Origin of the sequence: Antarctobacter sp., from assembly GCF_048262615.1 — a bacterium.
Classification (GTDB): Bacteria; Pseudomonadota; Alphaproteobacteria; order Rhodobacterales; family Rhodobacteraceae; genus Antarctobacter.
Map to the genome: position 1 here is coordinate 38,584 of NZ_JBLXFB010000025.1, position 16,499 is coordinate 55,082.

14 protein-coding genes are annotated in these 16,499 nt (G+C 65.9%); 10 read left to right on the forward strand and 4 right to left on the reverse strand.

From position 1 onward, the window contains the following. The first annotated feature begins 25 nt into the window (after positions 1-25). The 8 genes from xdhA (at position 26) to ACN0S5_RS19955 (ending at position 10,234) form a co-directional block, all read left to right on the forward strand. Positions 26-1,441 carry a xanthine dehydrogenase small subunit gene (xdhA, locus tag ACN0S5_RS19920; RefSeq protein ID WP_417210629.1) on the forward strand — a complete coding sequence of 472 codons (1,416 nt, stop codon included), beginning with the start codon at positions 26-28 and terminating at the stop codon, positions 1,439-1,441. Then, on the forward strand, positions 1,438-3,780 hold the full coding sequence (gene xdhB, locus ACN0S5_RS19925; protein WP_417210631.1) for a xanthine dehydrogenase molybdopterin binding subunit: 2,343 nt from the start codon (positions 1,438-1,440) through the stop codon (positions 3,778-3,780). The genes xdhA and xdhB overlap by 4 nt, the downstream gene beginning before the upstream one ends. Then, on the forward strand, positions 3,777-4,730 hold the full coding sequence (gene xdhC / locus ACN0S5_RS19930) for a xanthine dehydrogenase accessory protein XdhC (protein ID WP_417210632.1): 954 nt from the start codon (positions 3,777-3,779) through the stop codon (positions 4,728-4,730). Before xdhB ends, xdhC begins: the two co-directional genes overlap by 4 nt. After that, positions 4,697-6,220, forward strand: a complete 1,524-nt coding sequence (locus ACN0S5_RS19935) for an ABC transporter ATP-binding protein (protein WP_417210634.1) — start codon at positions 4,697-4,699, stop codon at positions 6,218-6,220. Before xdhC ends, ACN0S5_RS19935 begins: the two co-directional genes overlap by 34 nt. A gap of 69 nt (positions 6,221-6,289) precedes the next feature. Beyond that, a complete protein-coding gene (locus ACN0S5_RS19940; protein WP_417210635.1) occupies positions 6,290-7,375 on the forward strand; it encodes an ABC transporter permease in 1,086 nt (361 codons plus the stop codon). Positions 7,376-7,478: 103 nt separating this feature from the next. Beyond that, positions 7,479-8,402 carry an ABC transporter permease gene (locus ACN0S5_RS19945; RefSeq protein WP_417210637.1) on the forward strand — a complete coding sequence of 308 codons (924 nt, stop codon included), beginning with the start codon at positions 7,479-7,481 and terminating at the stop codon, positions 8,400-8,402. Positions 8,403-8,411: 9 nt separating this feature from the next. Then, positions 8,412-9,161: an ion transporter gene (locus tag ACN0S5_RS19950; RefSeq protein ID WP_417210638.1), complete on the forward strand. Its 750-nt coding sequence runs from the start codon at positions 8,412-8,414 to the stop codon at positions 9,159-9,161. Beyond that, positions 9,158-10,234, forward strand: coding sequence for a BMP family ABC transporter substrate-binding protein (locus ACN0S5_RS19955; protein ID WP_417210640.1), 1,077 nt, complete (start codon positions 9,158-9,160; stop codon positions 10,232-10,234). Before ACN0S5_RS19950 ends, ACN0S5_RS19955 begins: the two co-directional genes overlap by 4 nt. A gap of 75 nt (positions 10,235-10,309) precedes the next feature. Here the strand turns inward: ACN0S5_RS19955 and ACN0S5_RS19960 are convergent, their stop codons facing one another. Continuing rightward, positions 10,310-11,416 (reverse strand): hypothetical protein, encoded by a 1,107-nt coding sequence (locus ACN0S5_RS19960; protein ID WP_417210642.1) that lies wholly within the window; start codon positions 11,414-11,416, stop codon positions 10,310-10,312. 266 nt (positions 11,417-11,682) lie between these two features. Beyond that, entirely contained in the window at positions 11,683-12,438 is a 756-nt protein-coding gene (locus ACN0S5_RS19965) for a vWA domain-containing protein (RefSeq protein WP_417210644.1), read from the reverse strand. A 170-nt stretch (positions 12,439-12,608) separates the two neighbouring features. Between ACN0S5_RS19965 and ACN0S5_RS19970 the strand changes: the two genes are divergently transcribed. Then, positions 12,609-13,538 carry an aldo/keto reductase gene (locus ACN0S5_RS19970; RefSeq protein ID WP_417210645.1) on the forward strand — a complete coding sequence of 310 codons (930 nt, stop codon included), beginning with the start codon at positions 12,609-12,611 and terminating at the stop codon, positions 13,536-13,538. Between the two features lie 15 nt (positions 13,539-13,553). Here the strand turns inward: ACN0S5_RS19970 and ACN0S5_RS19975 are convergent, their stop codons facing one another. Continuing rightward, positions 13,554-14,222, reverse strand: coding sequence for a nitroreductase (locus tag ACN0S5_RS19975; protein WP_417210647.1), 669 nt, complete (start codon positions 14,220-14,222; stop codon positions 13,554-13,556). After that, entirely contained in the window at positions 14,219-15,295 is a 1,077-nt protein-coding gene (locus tag ACN0S5_RS19980; RefSeq protein WP_417210648.1) for a CaiB/BaiF CoA transferase family protein, read from the reverse strand. Before ACN0S5_RS19980 ends, ACN0S5_RS19975 begins: the two co-directional genes overlap by 4 nt. A gap of 122 nt (positions 15,296-15,417) precedes the next feature. On the opposite strand from ACN0S5_RS19980, the gene ACN0S5_RS19985 reads away from it, so the two are divergent. Next, positions 15,418-16,499: DEAD/DEAH box helicase (locus ACN0S5_RS19985; protein ID WP_417210649.1), on the forward strand; the 1,082-nt coding region annotated here is incomplete at its 3' end.

Consider the following 16,499-nt stretch of genomic DNA (forward strand, 5'->3'; position numbering starts at 1 on the left):
AGTAAGGCGGCGGGTCACTGGATAAATGAACATCACCTTTCTTCTGAACGGAGAGAGCGTGGCCCTGCGAGAGGTTCCGGCCACCGTCACGCTGCTCGACTGGCTGCGTGAACAACGTGGCCTCACCGGCACCAAAGAGGGCTGCAATGAAGGCGACTGCGGCGCCTGCTCCGTCATGGTGACGGATGCAAACGGCGCGCGGGCGCTCAACGCCTGCATCCTGTTCCTGCCGCAACTGCACGGCAAGGCGGTGCGCACGGTCGAAGGGCTGTCCGGACCGGACGGGCAACTGCACCCGGTGCAACAGGCGCTGGTCGATTGCCACGGCAGCCAATGCGGCTTTTGCACACCCGGTTTCGCCATCTCCATGGCCACCGCGCATCTGAACGGCGACACCAACCACAACGACGCGCTGGCCGGCAACCTGTGCCGCTGCACTGGCTACGCCCCGATCCTGCGCGCCGCCCGCGCCGCCGCCGATTTGCCCGCGCCCGACTGGCTCAAGGCCGATCAGGATTTCTTCTGTCCGGAAATATCCTCGGGGGGGACCGGTGCAGCCGGTCGGGGGGCAGACAGCCCCCCTCCCAGCGTCCATGCCCCGCAATCCACTGATGAACTCGCGCATCTCTACGCCGCAAACCCGGAGGCCACGCTGGTGGCCGGGGCGACGGATGTCGGCCTCTGGGTGACCAAGCAGCTACGCGATCTGGACAAGGTCATCTTTCTCAACCGCTGCACCGACCTGCAAGAGATCACCGAAACGGACAGCACCATCCGCATCGGCGCGGGCGTCACCATGGACCGCGTCCACGCGCTGATGAAAGATCACTACCCCAGCTACGCCGAAATGATCCGTCGCTATGGCTCCACCCAGGTGCGCAATGCCGCGACCATCGGCGGTAACATCGCCAACGGCTCTCCCATCGGGGACAACCCGCCCGCGCTCATCGCGCTGGGGGCCACCCTGCACCTGCGCCACGGCGATACCCGGCGCGCCCTGCCGCTGGAGGCGTTTTTTCTCGACTACGGCAAACAGGACCGCGCAAAGGGCGAGTTTGTCGAGGCCGTCTCGATCCCGAAAGGGCCGGACACCCTGCGGGTCTACAAACTGTCGAAACGCTTTGATCAGGACATTTCCGCCCTCTGCGGCGCCTTCAACCTGACCATCACCGACGGCATCGTCACCCACGCCCGCATCGCCTTTGGCGGCATGGCGGGCATCCCGAAACGCGCCACGCAGGTCGAGGCCGCGATCACCGGTCAGCCATGGACAGAGGCCACGGTAGACGCCGCCGACCCCGCTTGGGCGCAGGATTTCACCCCGATGTCAGACATGCGCGCCAGCGCCGACTACCGCCTGACCGCCGCCCGCAACATGCTGCGCCGCGCGCTTGCCGAGGATCAGGGCCACGCCACAAGCGTGCTGGAGGTCCGCCCATGAGCGTGAACAAACCCCTGCACCACGACGCCGCCCGCCTGCACGTCACCGGTCGCGCGCGCTATGTCGATGACATCCCGACACCCGCCAACTGCCTGCATCTTGCCTTTGGCCTCTCCCCCATCGCCGCCGGTCGGCTGACCGCGCTGGACCTTGCCGCCGTGCGCGCCGCCCCCGGTGTGGTTGGCGTCTGGACACACGCGGATCTGCCTTCGGGCTGCGATTGCTCCCCGTCGAACCATGATGAGCCGATGCTGTCGGACGGCACGATCCACTATCAGGGCCAACCGCTGTTCCTTGTCGCTGCCGACAGCCACCTTGCCGCCCGCAAGGCAGTGGCCTTGGCCGGGATCGAAACCGAGGCGACACCGCCAATCCTGAACATCGAACAGGCGCTGGCCGCCGACAGCCGGTTCGAGGAAGGCCCCCGCATCTGGACGCGCGGCGATGTCGAAACCGCCATCGCCAAGGCGGCCCACCGGATCGAGGGCACCATCGAGATGGGCGGGCAAGAGCATTTCTACCTCGAAGGTCAGGCGGCGCTTGTCACCCCGCAGGACGACGGCGACATGCACGTCGTCTCGTCCACGCAGCACCCGACAGAGATCCAGCACAAGGTTGCCGATGCCCTGAACCTGTCGATGCACAACGTCCGGGTCGAGACGCGGCGCATGGGCGGCGGCTTTGGCGGCAAGGAAAGTCAGGGCAACGCGCTGGCCATCGCCTGCGCCGTGGTGGCAACGGCCACCGGACGGCCCGCCAAGATGCGCTATGACCGCGACGACGACATGATCATCACCGGCAAACGCCACGACTTCCGCATCGACTACCGCGCGGGCGTGGACAGTGACGGCGTGATCGAGGGCATCGAGTTCCTGCACTACACCCGCTGCGGCTGGGCGCAGGATCTGTCGCTGCCGGTGGCGGACCGCGCCATGCTGCACGCCGACAACGCCTATTTCCTGCCCGCCGTGCGGATCGAGTCGCACCGGCTGAAGACCAACACCCAAAGCGCCACCGCCTTTCGCGGCTTTGGCGGGCCGCAAGGCGTGGTCGGAATCGAGCGGGTGATGGACCATATCGCCCACACTCTGGGCCGCGACCCGTTGCAGATCCGCCGGGCGAATTATTACGACGGGTCGGAGGGGGGCGCTGCCCCCCACTCGGGCAAGCCGAGCCCCCCCGGGCGTATTTTTGCAGAAAAGAAGCCGCGAAACGTCACGCCTTATGGACAGGTGGTCGAGGACTTCATCCTGCACGAGATGACCGATGCGCTGGCGCGGTCCTGTGAGTATGCGGTGCGGCGGGCGGATGTGGCGGCGTGGAACGCCGCCAACCCGGTGCTGAAGAAGGGGCTGGCGCTGACGCCGGTCAAGTTCGGGATTTCCTTTACCCTGACGCATCTCAATCAGGCCGGTGCCTTGGTGCATGTCTATCAGGACGGTTCCATCGCCATGAACCATGGCGGCACCGAGATGGGTCAGGGCTTGTTCCAGAAGGTGGCGCAGGTGGCGGCGCATGTCTTTGGCGTGCCGGTCGGGACCGTGCGCATCACCGCCACCGACACCGCCAAGGTGCCCAATACCTCGGCCACGGCGGCCTCTTCGGGATCGGACCTGAACGGGGCCGCGGTCCGGGTCGCCTGCGAGACGCTGCGCACCCGCATGGCGGAGCATCTGGCGCAGATGCACCAGTGCCGCCCCGATGAGGTGGTCTTTGACGGCGGGCGCGTGTCGGCGGGCGCGCAGGAGATGTCATTCGCCGAGGCGGCGGCCTTTTGTTACGCGGGCCGCGTCAGCCTGTCGGCCACCGGGTTCTACAAGACCCCCGGCATCACCTGGGACCGGCTGCGCGGCGACGGTCGGCCGTTCTATTATTTCGCCCATGGCGCGGCCTGCACAGAGGTGGTCGTCGACACCCTGACCGGCGAATACCGGATGTTGCGCACGGATATCCTGCACGATGCGGGCAAATCGCTGAACCCGGCCATCGACATCGGTCAGGTCGAGGGCGGCTTTGTGCAGGGGGCGGGCTGGCTCACGACCGAGGAACTGGTCTGGGACGACAAGGGCCGTCTGCGCACCCATGCGCCCTCGACCTACAAGATCCCCGCCTGTTCCGACGCACCGGAGGTGTTCAACGTCGCGCTGTGGGACGGCGAGAACCGCGAGGAGACGGTCTATCGCTCCAAGGCGGTGGGAGAGCCGCCATTCATGCTGGGCGTGTCGGCGCTGATGGCGCTGTCGGACGCGGTGGCCGCCTGCGGGTCGGCCTATCCGGCGCTGGATGCGCCCGCGACGCCCGAAAGGGTGCTGGCGGCCATCGGGCGGGTGCGGGCATGAGCTTTGACCTTGATGCCCTGCGCCGCGCCGTCGCCGCCCATGGCCGGGTGGCGCGGGTTGTGGTGGCCGAGGTGGCGGGATCAACCCCGCGTGAGGTGGGCGCGTCGATGCTGGTCTGGCCCGAACAGGGCGGCACCGGGCAAAGCGGCACCATCGGCGGCGGCGCGCTGGAATTTGCCGCCGCAGCCGCAGCGTTTGACCACGCGGGGCTGACACGGCATCCGCTGGGGCCTTCGCTGGGCCAGTGTTGCGGCGGGGCGGTGACGCTGATGACCGAACAGTTCGATGCCACCGCCCTTGCGGCGCTGGAAGGGCGCGACGTGGTCGCGCGCGGCGCGGGTGACATGCCGCTTGCCGTGCACCGGGTGCTTGACCGCGCCCGCGCGCGCGGCGAGGTGCCAGAGCCGCAACTGGTGCAGGGCTGGATGATCGAACCCGTCGCGCCCCCCGCCCTGCCGGTCTGGGTCTGGGGCGCGGGCCATGTCGGGCGCGCCCTGATCTCAACCCTGGCCCCGCTGCCGGGGTTCAGGCTGACATGGGTGGACACCGGGCCAGAGCGCTTTCCCGCGGACGCGCCGGACGACGTGAAAATCCTGCCAACCCCCGCGCCGGAACGCGCCATGGCGCTGGCCCCCAAGGGCGCGGCGCATCTGATCCTGACCTACAGTCATGAGCTGGACCTGTCGCTGTGCCACGCGGCTCTGCAACACGGGTTCGGCTTTTGCGGGCTGATCGGGTCCGAGACGAAAAAGGCCCGCTTTCGCAACAGGCTGGCCGCGCTGGGCCACACCCTTGCCCAAATCGACGCCATCTGCTGTCCGATCGGGCACAAAGACCTTGGGAAACACCCGCAGGCCATTGCCATCGGCACTGCCTCCCAGCTACTCAGTTTGCAAAAAACAAGGAATGACAAGGCGTGGCCGATGCACTCCTCAGCCTCCGGGGCCTGACCAAGATCTATCCCGGCGTGATTGCCAATGACGCCGTGTCCTTTGACATCGGGCGTGGTGAAATTCATGCCCTGCTGGGCGAGAACGGCGCCGGCAAATCGACGCTGGTCAAGATGATCTATGGGCTGGTCGCCCCCGACAAGGGGGAGATGCGGCTGGACGGCGCGGGGTATGCGCCCGGCAAACCGTCCGAGGCGCGGCGCGCCGGGATCGCCATGGTGTTCCAGCATTTCTCATTGTTCGACGCGCTCAACGTGGCGGAAAACGTGGCGCTCGGGATGGAAACGCCGCCGCCGATGTCCGACCTTGCCCGCCAGATCCGCGAAGTGTCGGAAACCTACGGCCTGCCGCTGGACCCCGGTCGCACCGTGGGCACGCTGTCGGCGGGCGAACGGCAACGGGTCGAGATCATCCGCTGCCTGTTGCAGAACCCGCGCCTGCTGATCATGGACGAACCGACCAGCGTGCTGACCCCGCAGGAGGTCGACATCCTGTTCGAAACCCTGCGCAAGCTGAAGGCCGAGGGCACCTCGATCCTCTATATCTCACACAAGCTGGAAGAGATCCGCGCCCTGTGTGACAACGCCACCATCCTGCGGCTGGGCAAGAAGGTGGACACCTGCATTCCGTCGCAATCCTCGGCCCGGCAAATGGCCGAGATGATGGTCGGGTCCAGCTTTGCCACGCCACAGGCCCGCGGCGGCACGGCGGGCGAGGTGCTGCTGGCGGTGCGTGACCTGCACCTGCCCGCCCCCGGAGCCTTTGGCACCCCGCTGCGCGGCATCAGCTTTGAGGTCCGCGCCGGTGAGGTGCTGGGCATTGGCGGCGTGGCTGGCAACGGGCAGGATGAACTGCTGTCGGCGCTGTCGGGCGAACGCGAAGCCCCCGCTGGCAGCATCCTCCTCGACGGCAAGGATATCAGCCGCGCCGGTCCGATCGCGCGGCGCGGTCTGGGGGTGCTGTCCGGCCCCGAAGAGCGGCTGGGCCATGCCGCCGCCCCGGACATGAGCCTGATCGAAAACGGCGTGCTGACGGCGGCGCGCAGCGAAGGCATGCTGACCCGCGGCTTTATCTCTTGGCGCAAGGCGCGGCGCTTTGCCGAAGAGGTGATCGGCCACTTTGACGTGCGCACCCCCGGCCCCGGCACGGCGGCCCGTGCGCTGTCGGGGGGCAACCTGCAAAAATTCGTCGTCGGGCGCGAGATCCTGCAAGGGCCAGAGGTTCTGGTGCTGAACCAGCCCACATGGGGCGTGGACGCCGCCGCCGCCGCCTTTATCCGCCAATCGGTTCTCGATCTGGCCGCCAAGGGGGCGGCGGTTGTGGTCATCAGTCAGGATCTGGATGAGCTGATGGAGGTCTCGGACCGTTTCGGCGCGCTGAACGAAGGGCGGCTTTCGCCCACGCGTCCGGTTGCCAGCCTGAATATCGAACAGATCGGCCTGATGATGGGTGGCGCGCATGACATGGAGGTGGCGCATGTGGATGCCTGACCGCCGCTCGGCCGGGGCACGAATTTTCGCCGAAAATTCGCCTCTTCCGACACGCACCGGAGACCGCCCATGATCCGGCTCGAAAAACGCCCCCAGCCATCGCGGCGCTGGACCTTTCTGGCCCCGGTGCTGGCCGTCCTGCTGACCATGTTTGTCGGCGGGCTGCTGTTCGCGGCCCTTGGTGCCAACCCGTTCGAGGCGATCCGCACCATTTTCTGGGACCCGATTTTCAACACGCAATTCGCCGGGTTCACGCGGCCGCAACTGCTGGTCAAGGCCGCGCCGCTGATCCTGATCGCCATTGGCCTCAGCATCGGCTTTCGCGCCGGGATCTGGAACATCGGTGCCGAGGGCCAGTACATCATGGGCGCCATCTGCGGCGCCGCCGCCGGGCTGGCGCTCTATCCGTCGGAAAGCCTGCTGATCTTCCCGATGATGGTCGTCGCCGGGGCCTTGGGCGGCTGGGTCTGGGCGATGATCCCCGCCATCCTGAAAACCCGCTTCGGCACCAATGAAATCCTCGTCTCGCTGATGCTGGTCTATGTCGCCGAAACCATCCTCGGCTCGGTCGCCACCGGCCTTCTGCGCAACCCCGAGGGCCGTGGCTTTCCCGGATCGCGCAATTTCAAACAATGGGACGCCGCCCACAACGCCGAGATCTTTTCCGGCACGGGCATGCACTGGGGCGTGGTCTTTGCCTTCATCGCGGTGATCGGGGCCTATGTGCTGCTGACCCGGCATATCCTTGGCTTCAACATCCGCCTGACCGGCGAGGCCCCCCGCGCCGCGCGCTTCTCGGGCGTGCGCCCGGCGCGCATCGTGCTGATCTGCCTTGGCCTCTCGGGCCTGCTGGCCGGCATGGCGGGCCTGTTCGAGGTCACCGGCCCCGCCGGCCAAATCTCCATCGACTTCAACTCGGGCTACGGGTTCACCGCCATCATCGTCGCCTTCCTTGGCCGCCTCCATCCGGTCGGCATCCTGCTGGCCGGGCTGCTGATGGCGCTGACCTATATCGGCGGCGAACTGGCGCAACTGATGCTCGGCGTACCGGGTGCCTCGATCCAGCTGTTCCAGGGGATGCTGCTGTTCTTCCTGCTGGGGGTGGATGTGTTCACCAATTACCGCCTGCGCATCGGACGGAGAGAGATCGCATGACCCGCACCTGCCGTTTCTTCTGTCCGAAAATATCCCGGGGGAACTGCGCCGCAGGCGCAGGGGGGCAGCGCCCCCGGCCCCCGGCAGACAAAGGGTACGCCCCATGGACCTGAGCTCGATCAACCCCGTCCTCCTGATCGCCTCGATCATGGTTTCGGCAACCCCGATCCTGCTGGCCGCCATAGGCGAAATGGTGGTGGAGAAATCCGGCGTGCTGAACCTTGGGGTCGAGGGCATGATGATCACCGGCGCGGTGGTCGGCTTTGCCGTGGCGGTCAACTCGACCTCGCCCGCCGCAGGGTTTCTGGCCGCCGCCGTGGCCTCTGCGGTGCTGTCGCTGGCCTTTGGCGTGCTGACCCAGTTCCTGCTGTCCAATCAGGTCGCCACCGGCCTTGGCCTGACACTGGTGGGTCTGGGCATGTCCAGCCTGATCGGCAAACCCTATGAGGGGATGAAATCCCCCACCCTGCCGAAACTGGACATCCCCCTGCTGTCGGACCTGCCCGTCGTGGGGCGGATGCTGTTCAGCCACGATCTGATGGTCTACCTCAGCCTTGTTCTGGTCGCCTGCGTCTGGGCCTTTCTGAAATACACCCGCGCCGGGTTGATCCTGCGCGCGGTGGGCGAAAGCCACGACAGCGCCCATGCGCTGGGCTACAAGGTGGTGCGCATCCGCCTGATCGCCATCCTGTTCGGCGGGGCCTGCGCGGGCCTTGGCGGGGCCTACCTCAGCCTTGTGCGGGTGCCGCAATGGACCGAAGGCATGACCGCCGGCGCAGGCTGGATCGCACTGGCCATCGTGGTCTTTGCAAGCTGGCGCGCGGGCCGTGTCGCCATCGGGGCCTACCTCTTTGGCGGCGTCACCGTGCTGCAACTGAACCTACAGGCGGCGGGGGCCGACGTGCCGGTCGCCCTCTTGTCAGCCTCGCCCTATCTTGTCACGATCATCGTTCTGGTGATCATCTCGGCCTTGGGCGCACATGGCGCGCCCGCCTCCTTGGGCCGCCCGTTCCACGCCTCGTCCTGACAAGCGCACGTGGCGAGATGGTCCAAAGCAAGAGTCCGACTGGCACTGAACGGAGCCGACCCAAAATTCGGGCCTGCCGTAGCAATTGCCATCTTTGGGGCAATATTGCTGTCTGCGACCGTTCTCACCGTTCGAAGCCTGCCGAGCCTGTCAGACTGGCTGGATCGGACCTTGGGATATGTCGAAGTCATCTTGCTGGCATTCTTCGGCGCTGAATACGCCATGCGGCTCTGGTCTGCGCCCAGCCGATGGCGATATGCGCTGAGCCTGTGGGGATTGATCGACCTCATTGCAATCCTTCCAGCGCTGCTGTTTCTGATCCCTGACACGCAATCCCTACGGCTGCTCAGATTGCTCCGGGTATTCCGCCTTCTGAAATTGTTGCGGATGCGGCGCGCGCTTGAGAGACTTGAATACGCCCTGGCGCAAAGTCGCGATGAACTCATACTGTTCAGCTTCCTTGCCGCCATCGTCTTGTTTTTGACGGCGGTGGGTATCCACCATTTGGAAAAAACCGTGCAACCCGATACCTTCGGGTCGATACCGCAATCCTTGTGGTGGGCGCTGGCGACGCTTACCACTGTTGGCTACGGCGATGTCTACCCGGTTACCACTGGCGGCAAAGTCTTTACCGCCCTGACATTGCTCGTCGGGCTTGGAATCGTTGCGATACCGGCAGGGATCATCACTTCAGCCTTGATAAGTGCCCCGGAAAAAGAAAAAAATCACGGCAAAAGACCAGCAAAGGACCGACCATGAACAGAAGAACCCTCCTCTCCACCGCAGCCCTCGCGCTGACCCTTGGCTTTGGCTCTGCCGCCGCCGCTCAGGATGTCACCGCAGGCTTCATCTACGTCGGCCCGATCGGCGATGGCGGCTGGACCTACGAGCACGACAAGGGCCGTTTGGCCGTCGAAGAGGCCTTTGGCGACAAGGTCAAGACGATCTATCAGGAAAGCGTCCCCGAGGGGGCCGATTCAGAGCGCGCGATCACCCAGATGGCGCTGTCGGGCGCCGACATCATCTTTACCACCTCGTTCGGCTACATGGACCCCACCGTGTCCGTGGCCGCGAAATTCCCGAACGTGAAGTTCGAGCACGCCACCGGCTACAAGCGCGCCGATAACGTCTCCGTCTACTCGGCCCGCTTTTACGAAGGTCGCGCCATTCAGGGCCATATCGCCGGGTCGATGACCAAGACCAACAAGATCGGCTATATCGCCTCCTATCCGATCCCCGAGGTCATTCGCGGCATCAACTCTGCCTACATCCACGCCAAGAAGGTGAACCCGGATGTGGAATTCTCGGTCATCTGGGCCTTTACATGGTTCGACCCGGCCAAAGAGGCCGACGCCGCCCGCGCGCTGATCGAAAACGGCGCCGACGTGATCCTGCAACACACCGACTCCACCGCACCACAGGCCGCCGCCGCTGCCGCGGGCAATGTCATCACCTTTGGTCAGGCCTCGGACATGGGCGACTATGCCCCGATGCCGCGCGTCTCGTCGATAATCGACAACTGGGCGCCCTACTACATCGACCGCGTGCAGGCGGTGATCGACGGCACTTGGGTCTCGACCGACACATGGGACGGCATCGGCCCCGGCATGGTCGGCATCGGTGAGATTTCCGACGCGGTTCCGGCTGAGGTCAAGGCAGAAGCGCTGGCGCTCAAGGACGCCATTGCGGCGGGCGACTACCACCCGTTCACCGGCCCGCTGAACAAGGCCGACGGCTCTGTCTGGCTGGCCGAGGGCGAAGTGGCCGACGACGGCACCCTGCTGGGCATGGATTTCTATGTCGAAGGCATCAACGCCGACATCCCGAAGTAAGCAGGATCTCGGTTGCGACACCACAAAGGCCCCGCATCGCGCGGGGCCTTTTTTTTTGCGCCAGCGCCGGAACGCTCAGTGCGGTGGCAGGTCTGTCAGCCGGGTCAACCCATCGTAGAAGGCGTAGTGAGGCATCTCGATCGAGTCTCGTGTCAGGATTAACTCGTCCGACACCGCATCCCAGACTTTTTGCGCCGGCTCACCCGGCCAGACATCCACTTTCTGCAAGCTCAATGAAATTGTCGGGAAATCCACCCGCCCATTGGGATACAGCCCCTCGGCGTTGTAACGTTCTGCCCGCCCCAGAAAGAACCCGAAAGTGCTTTCACGGATCACGCAAACAGACTGCGAGCGCCGCTCACCATCCATGCGAACCACCCAGGATGTTTCATCGACATAACCAACGCGCTCACCCGGCTCTGCCGCATCGCGCAGTTTCTGGAGATGCGCCGCGGCATCCGACAGGGCAACATCGACCCCACGATGCACCAGATAGGCATTCTCACACAGGTGCACGAGGTTCGTCTTGAGTATCTTCTCCGGCGCTTTTGCTGCCGAAACCGCCACATTCGCCATCAATGCCTCGGCCACCGTCTGGACACGGAACATGCTGTCGCCGGGGGTCTCCAGAATCCGCGCGTACAGGAAATCGTTCAGCGCCTCGACGTTGTCATCCGTGGTCAGCTTGATATCGAAATACCCTTCGGCCGCTGTCAACGCGATGCGAAAGGCATTTTCGACATCCTTGGCCGGATAGCTGCCCCCGTCCGGCAGATTAAGGCTGGGGGCATGGAACCCCAAAATGCCGCCCGGCTCGATGCTGCGCGACGGAAACCGGACCGCCAATGACCCTTCCTCAACGCCGCCACCCAACCAGGCAATCGCACAGGCAGATTCGCAGCGGTCGCCTTTGACCACGCGGGTGTGCATCTGCGAATTCCAGATCGCGTTGAACATCGCGATCCCTTCCAGCAGCGACCCGCCGGGGCTGTCCAGACACAGCGAGGCCCCCGCCGCGCCGTATGTGTTCAACGCGTCAATCTTGGCCGCGTCGCCCGGAGCCACCTTCCCGGTGAATTTATAGCTGCATTCCGCGTCGAAACCGCCCAGTTCCACGATCTCGCCGCAAAACGCCGGTCCTGCGGTCAGGGTCAACGCAAGAAACCAATGTCCAAACTTCATCAATTCCGCCTTTCTTCAAAGTGTGGCCCGAAAGAATAGGCAAACACGCCGTTTGGACCAAGAAAAACTTGCATTGGCCCTCATCGTTCAACGCGGGATCAATCGGCCCCCACATCCGCACGCATCACATGGCCCCACGCCATGATCCGCGCCAAATCCCCGTCCGGAAGCGGCCGTCTTTTGGTTTTCCGCCACGCGATCCCCCCGCACATAGGCACAGCCAGCCTGCGGCCGCCTCGTAAAGAAACTGAAGCCTGATGAATTGGCTAGCGCAGCTTGTGCTCTGATCGCGCCTCCAGCGCGCCCAGCACGTTGCACCCCAGCGTCGTGCGCAGCGCGCCGATCAGCTGATCCACGGTCTCGGCGCTCACATAGCGCCCGCCGGTGCGGTCCGCCAGACAGCGGGCCACCGTGGTGACACCGGGATCGTCCGGCTTGGCCCAGTCGAAATGGTCGCTGCGCACCTTGAAACCGATCACATGCACCGTCAGCCCCGGCGCAACGGCGGCGATCTCGTCGGCCAGCAGGCAGGGCGCGCCACCACAGGTTTCCTTGCCGTCCGTCACAAGGACTACGGTCCCCGGCTGGCGGGTATAGTCGAGGGTTTCCGCCGCCCGCCGCACGCTTTCGGTCAACGATGTCCCGCCCGCCGGGCGCAAGGCGTCCACATCGGCGATGATCCGCGGCCCGGCCTGCCATTGGGGTGAGAACCGCAAATCGGTGTTTTCGCAGGTGCGGTCCCCGGACGGGCCGTAGATCACCAGACCCAGCCGCCGCACCGTCGCAATAGAGGGGATCACCCGCCGCATCGCCGTGCGCGCCTCTGATATGCGCGGCACCCCGATGGCGTTATAGCCGATCTCGGCCATGCTGCCGGAGCCGTCAAAGACGATCATCGCGTCTTCGGTACAGCTTTCCCCGGCTCCCGTCACAGTGGGGGCGGCAAACATGGCAGCCACCAAAGCAGCACTGGCAAGGCAGGGAAACACGCGCATCGGCAGGGTTCCTTTCCCCACCAGCATGGCAGGCACCCGCACGTCTGTCGAGTAACAGAGCCGTGCCGCCCCCCCGACTTTGGTGCTGCCCCGGCCCGGTACGCACAGCGCAAGCGCCCCCGCCGCAGGCGTCGAAAATCGCCCATGGCGGCAGAACGGGGCTTTGCCTGCCACCTCTGCCGTGGCAGGTTCTCCCCATGACCCTGACAACGATTTCGGGCGACACGCCCGCGCCCTTCGCCTTTGGCTGCATGCAATTCGGTGGCCGCGCCTCCGAGGCCGACAGCCGCGCCATGTTCGACGCCTGCCGCGCCGCGGGCATCGGCCATTTCGACACCGCCTATGTCTATACCGACGGCCAGTCCGAACAGATGCTGGGGCGCTTCGCCGCCGCAGAGCGTGACAACCTGTTTATCGCCACCAAGGCCAAATTCGACGGCGGCGCCAGCCGCGCCAATATCCGCGCCTCGCTGGACGAAAGCCGCAGCCGCCTGAACATGGAGGTGATCGACCTCTATTACATGCACCGCTGGGACGGCGACACACCGCTGGAAGAGACGTTCGAGACGCTGGCCGCCCTGCAATCGGACGGCCATATCCGCCATATCGGCGTCTCCAACTACGCCGCGTGGCAGGTGATGAAGGCGCAGGCCGTCGCCGCCCGCTTTGGCACGCGGATCGACGTGATCCAGCCGATGTACAACCTCGTGAAACGTCAGGCCGAGGTTGAGATCCTGCCGATGTGCGCCTCAGAGGGCATCCTGCCGGTGCCCTACTCGCCGCTGGGTGGCGGGCTGTTGACCGGCAAATACACCGGCGGCGGCGCGGGTCGCCTGACCGAGGACGCGCGCTATGCCAGCCGCTATGGCCGACCGGAAATGCATCAGGCCGCCACCGCGCTGGCCGATGTGGCCAAGGAACTGGGCACCGATCCGGCCACGCTGGCGGTGGCTTGGGTGGCTGCCAATCCCGCAAACCCCGTCCCGATCCTGTCGGCCCGCAATGCGGACCAACTGGCCCCCTCGCTGGCCGCGATGCGCTATCCGCTGGACGACGCGCTTTATGCCCGCCTGTCGGCCCTCAGCCCCGCGCCGCCCCCGGCCACCGACCGGCTGGAAGAGGCCTGAGCAGGGGCGCGGCGCTTATCGCCAGTCCACAACCTCATCCAGCGGCGCGCGGTCCGTCCTGAACTGGTTCGCCGGGTGGTCCGGATCGGCATGGCCCAGCGCGATCCCGCACAGCAGGTCACGGTCCTCGGCAATGCCATAGCGTGCCCGCACAAACGGCGCGAACCCGGCGACCGACGCCATCGCGCAACTGGCCACGCCCCGCGCCTGAAGCGCCAGCAGGACACCCGTCACATAGGCCCCACAGTCCAGCACACCGTAGGTGCCCAGCGCCTTCGGCGTCGTGATCAGCAGGAAATTGGGCGCGCCGAACAGGCGAAAGTTCTCGCGCATCTGCTGGCCAGACGCCGCGCGGTCGCCCTTTTGCACACCCACCGCGTCATACAACTGCCAGCCGCATATGCTGCGCCGGTCCTTGTAAACGCCCTCATACCGGGCTGGAAACGGGATGTCGCTCTGGTGCGCGGCCTCTGCCACATGCGCATACAGAGCCGAGGCAAACTCCGCCGTCTCTCCCTGCGACAGCGCAACCACCTGCCACGGCTGCGAATTGCACCAGCTTGGCACCTTCTGTGCGTCCTGCAACGCCGCGTCGATTAGCGCGCGCGGGACCGGGTCCGGCAAAAACCCCCGGCAGGAAAACCGCGCCTCCAACAGGTCGGCAAATGTCTCACTTTGGCTCACAGCAGCCCCCTTTCCGTCAATTCCTGCAAAATCGCCGCGCTGTCCTGCCCGTGGCGCGGCGGGTCGCCCACCGGTCGGACCGCTCCGTCAAAGCGCGGCGCGGGCAGCGCACTGCCCGCCTCGTGCCCCCGCGCCGCCATGTGCGTGTCCCGCGCCGCCTCACCCGGGCTAAGCACCGGCGCCACGCAGGCATCCGACCCGTCAAAAAGCGCCGCCCAATGCGCACGCGAATTTTCGGCGAAAATTCGGCTCAACCGCGCGCCCTGCGCCTCCCACTGATCTGGGTCGAACTGCGCCGCAAACGCCGGATCATCCGCCAGTCCCATCTTGTCCAGAAAGAGCGCGTAAAACTTCGGTTCCAGACATTGCACCGCCACATGCCGCCCGCAGGCACAGACATAGCACCGCGACCAATGCGGCCCGTCCAGCAGCGACCGCCCCCGCGCGCCGGTGTCGAACTGCGGCCCCATCGACCGCAACAGCGCCATCATGTGCTGCGCGCCATCGACAATCGCCGCATCCACCACGCAGCCCCTGCCGCTGGTCCGCGCCTGTAGCAGTCCCGCCAGCATGCCCACGGTCAGGTACAGCGCCCCCGCCCCGATATCGCCCAACATCGTCGGCGGCACCCCCGGCACCGCCCCCGGCAGCCCGCCGTAGAACAAGGCCCCCGACAGCCCGAGGTAATTGAGGTCATGCCCCGCCTGCCGCGCCCGCGGCCCGTCCTGCCCCCAGCCCGTCATCCGCCCGTAAACCAACGTCGGATGCACGCCCCGCACCTCTTCCGGGCCAAGGCCCAGCCGTTCCATCACACCGGGGCGCATCCCCTCGATCAACCCGTCGGCGCTGCGGATCAAGGCCCGCGCGATCGCCAGATCGCCATCGTCCTTGAGGTCCAGCGCGATCGCCCGCTTGCCCCGGTCCAGCAGGTCAGTGGCCCCCTTGGCCGGGTTCCCCTCCCCGCCTTTGCGCTGCACCACAATCACCTCGGCCCCCAGATCGGCCAGATGCATGGCGGCAAAAGGCGCGGGCCCCAGTGCCTCAAACTCTACAATGCGGATACCTGTCAGCATGTCGGTCCCTCCCCCAATTCCCGGCGCGAGTTCACCGCATCCGCAACCGGAAGAAAAGCGCCAAAGCCCCCTGCCCGCGATGCCCGGTTTTGCTTTTGCCGCTGCCGGGTTACGTCTCGGCTATGACAAGGCTCCCCGACGCTCTGCAACACTGGTTCGACACGCGCGGCTGGCAGGTCCACCCGCACCAACGCGCCCTGCTGGACCGCGCCGATGCGGCCTGCCTGATGCTGATCGCGCCCACCGGCGGCGGCAAGACGCTGGCTGGCTTTCTACCCACCCTGTCCGAACTGACCGAAGACCCGCGCCCCGGCCTGCACACCCTCTATATCTCGCCGCTCAAGGCGCTGGCCGCAGACATCCGGCGCAATCTGCTGATCCCCATTGAGGAGGCAAACCTCCCGATCCGGGTCGAGGATCGCACCGGCGACACCCCCGCCAGCCGCAAGAAACGCCAGCGCGCCGACCCGCCGCATATCCTGCTGACCACCCCCGAAAGCCTTGCGTTGCTCACCTCTTACGAGGACGCGCCGCGCATGTTCGCGGGCCTGCAACGGGTGGTGGTCGATGAGATTCACGCGCTCAGCGAATCCAAACGCGGCGACCAGCTGATGCTGGCGCTCGCGCGGCTGCAAACGCTCTGCCCCGACCTGCGCCGCGTCGGCCTGTCGGCCACGGTCGAGGACCCAGAGGCCATCGCCCGCCTACTGGCCCATGGCGATTTGCCCTGTGACATCCTGCAGGCCGACCCCGGCCCCGATCCCGACATTTCCATGCTGATCACGGATGAGGCCCCGCCCTGGGCCGGGGGCGGGGCCAAGTACTCCATCCCCGCCGTGCTGGAACAGGTCAAACAACACCGCACCACGCTGATCTTTCACAACACCCGCGCGCAGGCGGAAATCTACTTCCACAACCTGTGGCTCGCCAATGAGGACTCGCTGCCCATCGGCATCCACCACGGCTCGCTCGACCGGGGCCAGCGGGAAAAGGTCGAACAGGCCATGGTCGCTGGCCACCTGCGCGCCATCGTCTGCACCGGGTCGCTGGACCTTGGCATCGACTGGGGCGACGTCGACCTAGTGATTCAGGTCGGCGCGCCGAAGAACGTCAAACGGCTGGTGCAGCGCATCGGCCGCGCCAACCACCGCTACAACGCGCCGTCCAAGGCGATCCTTGTCCCCGCAAACCGGTTCGAGGTGGT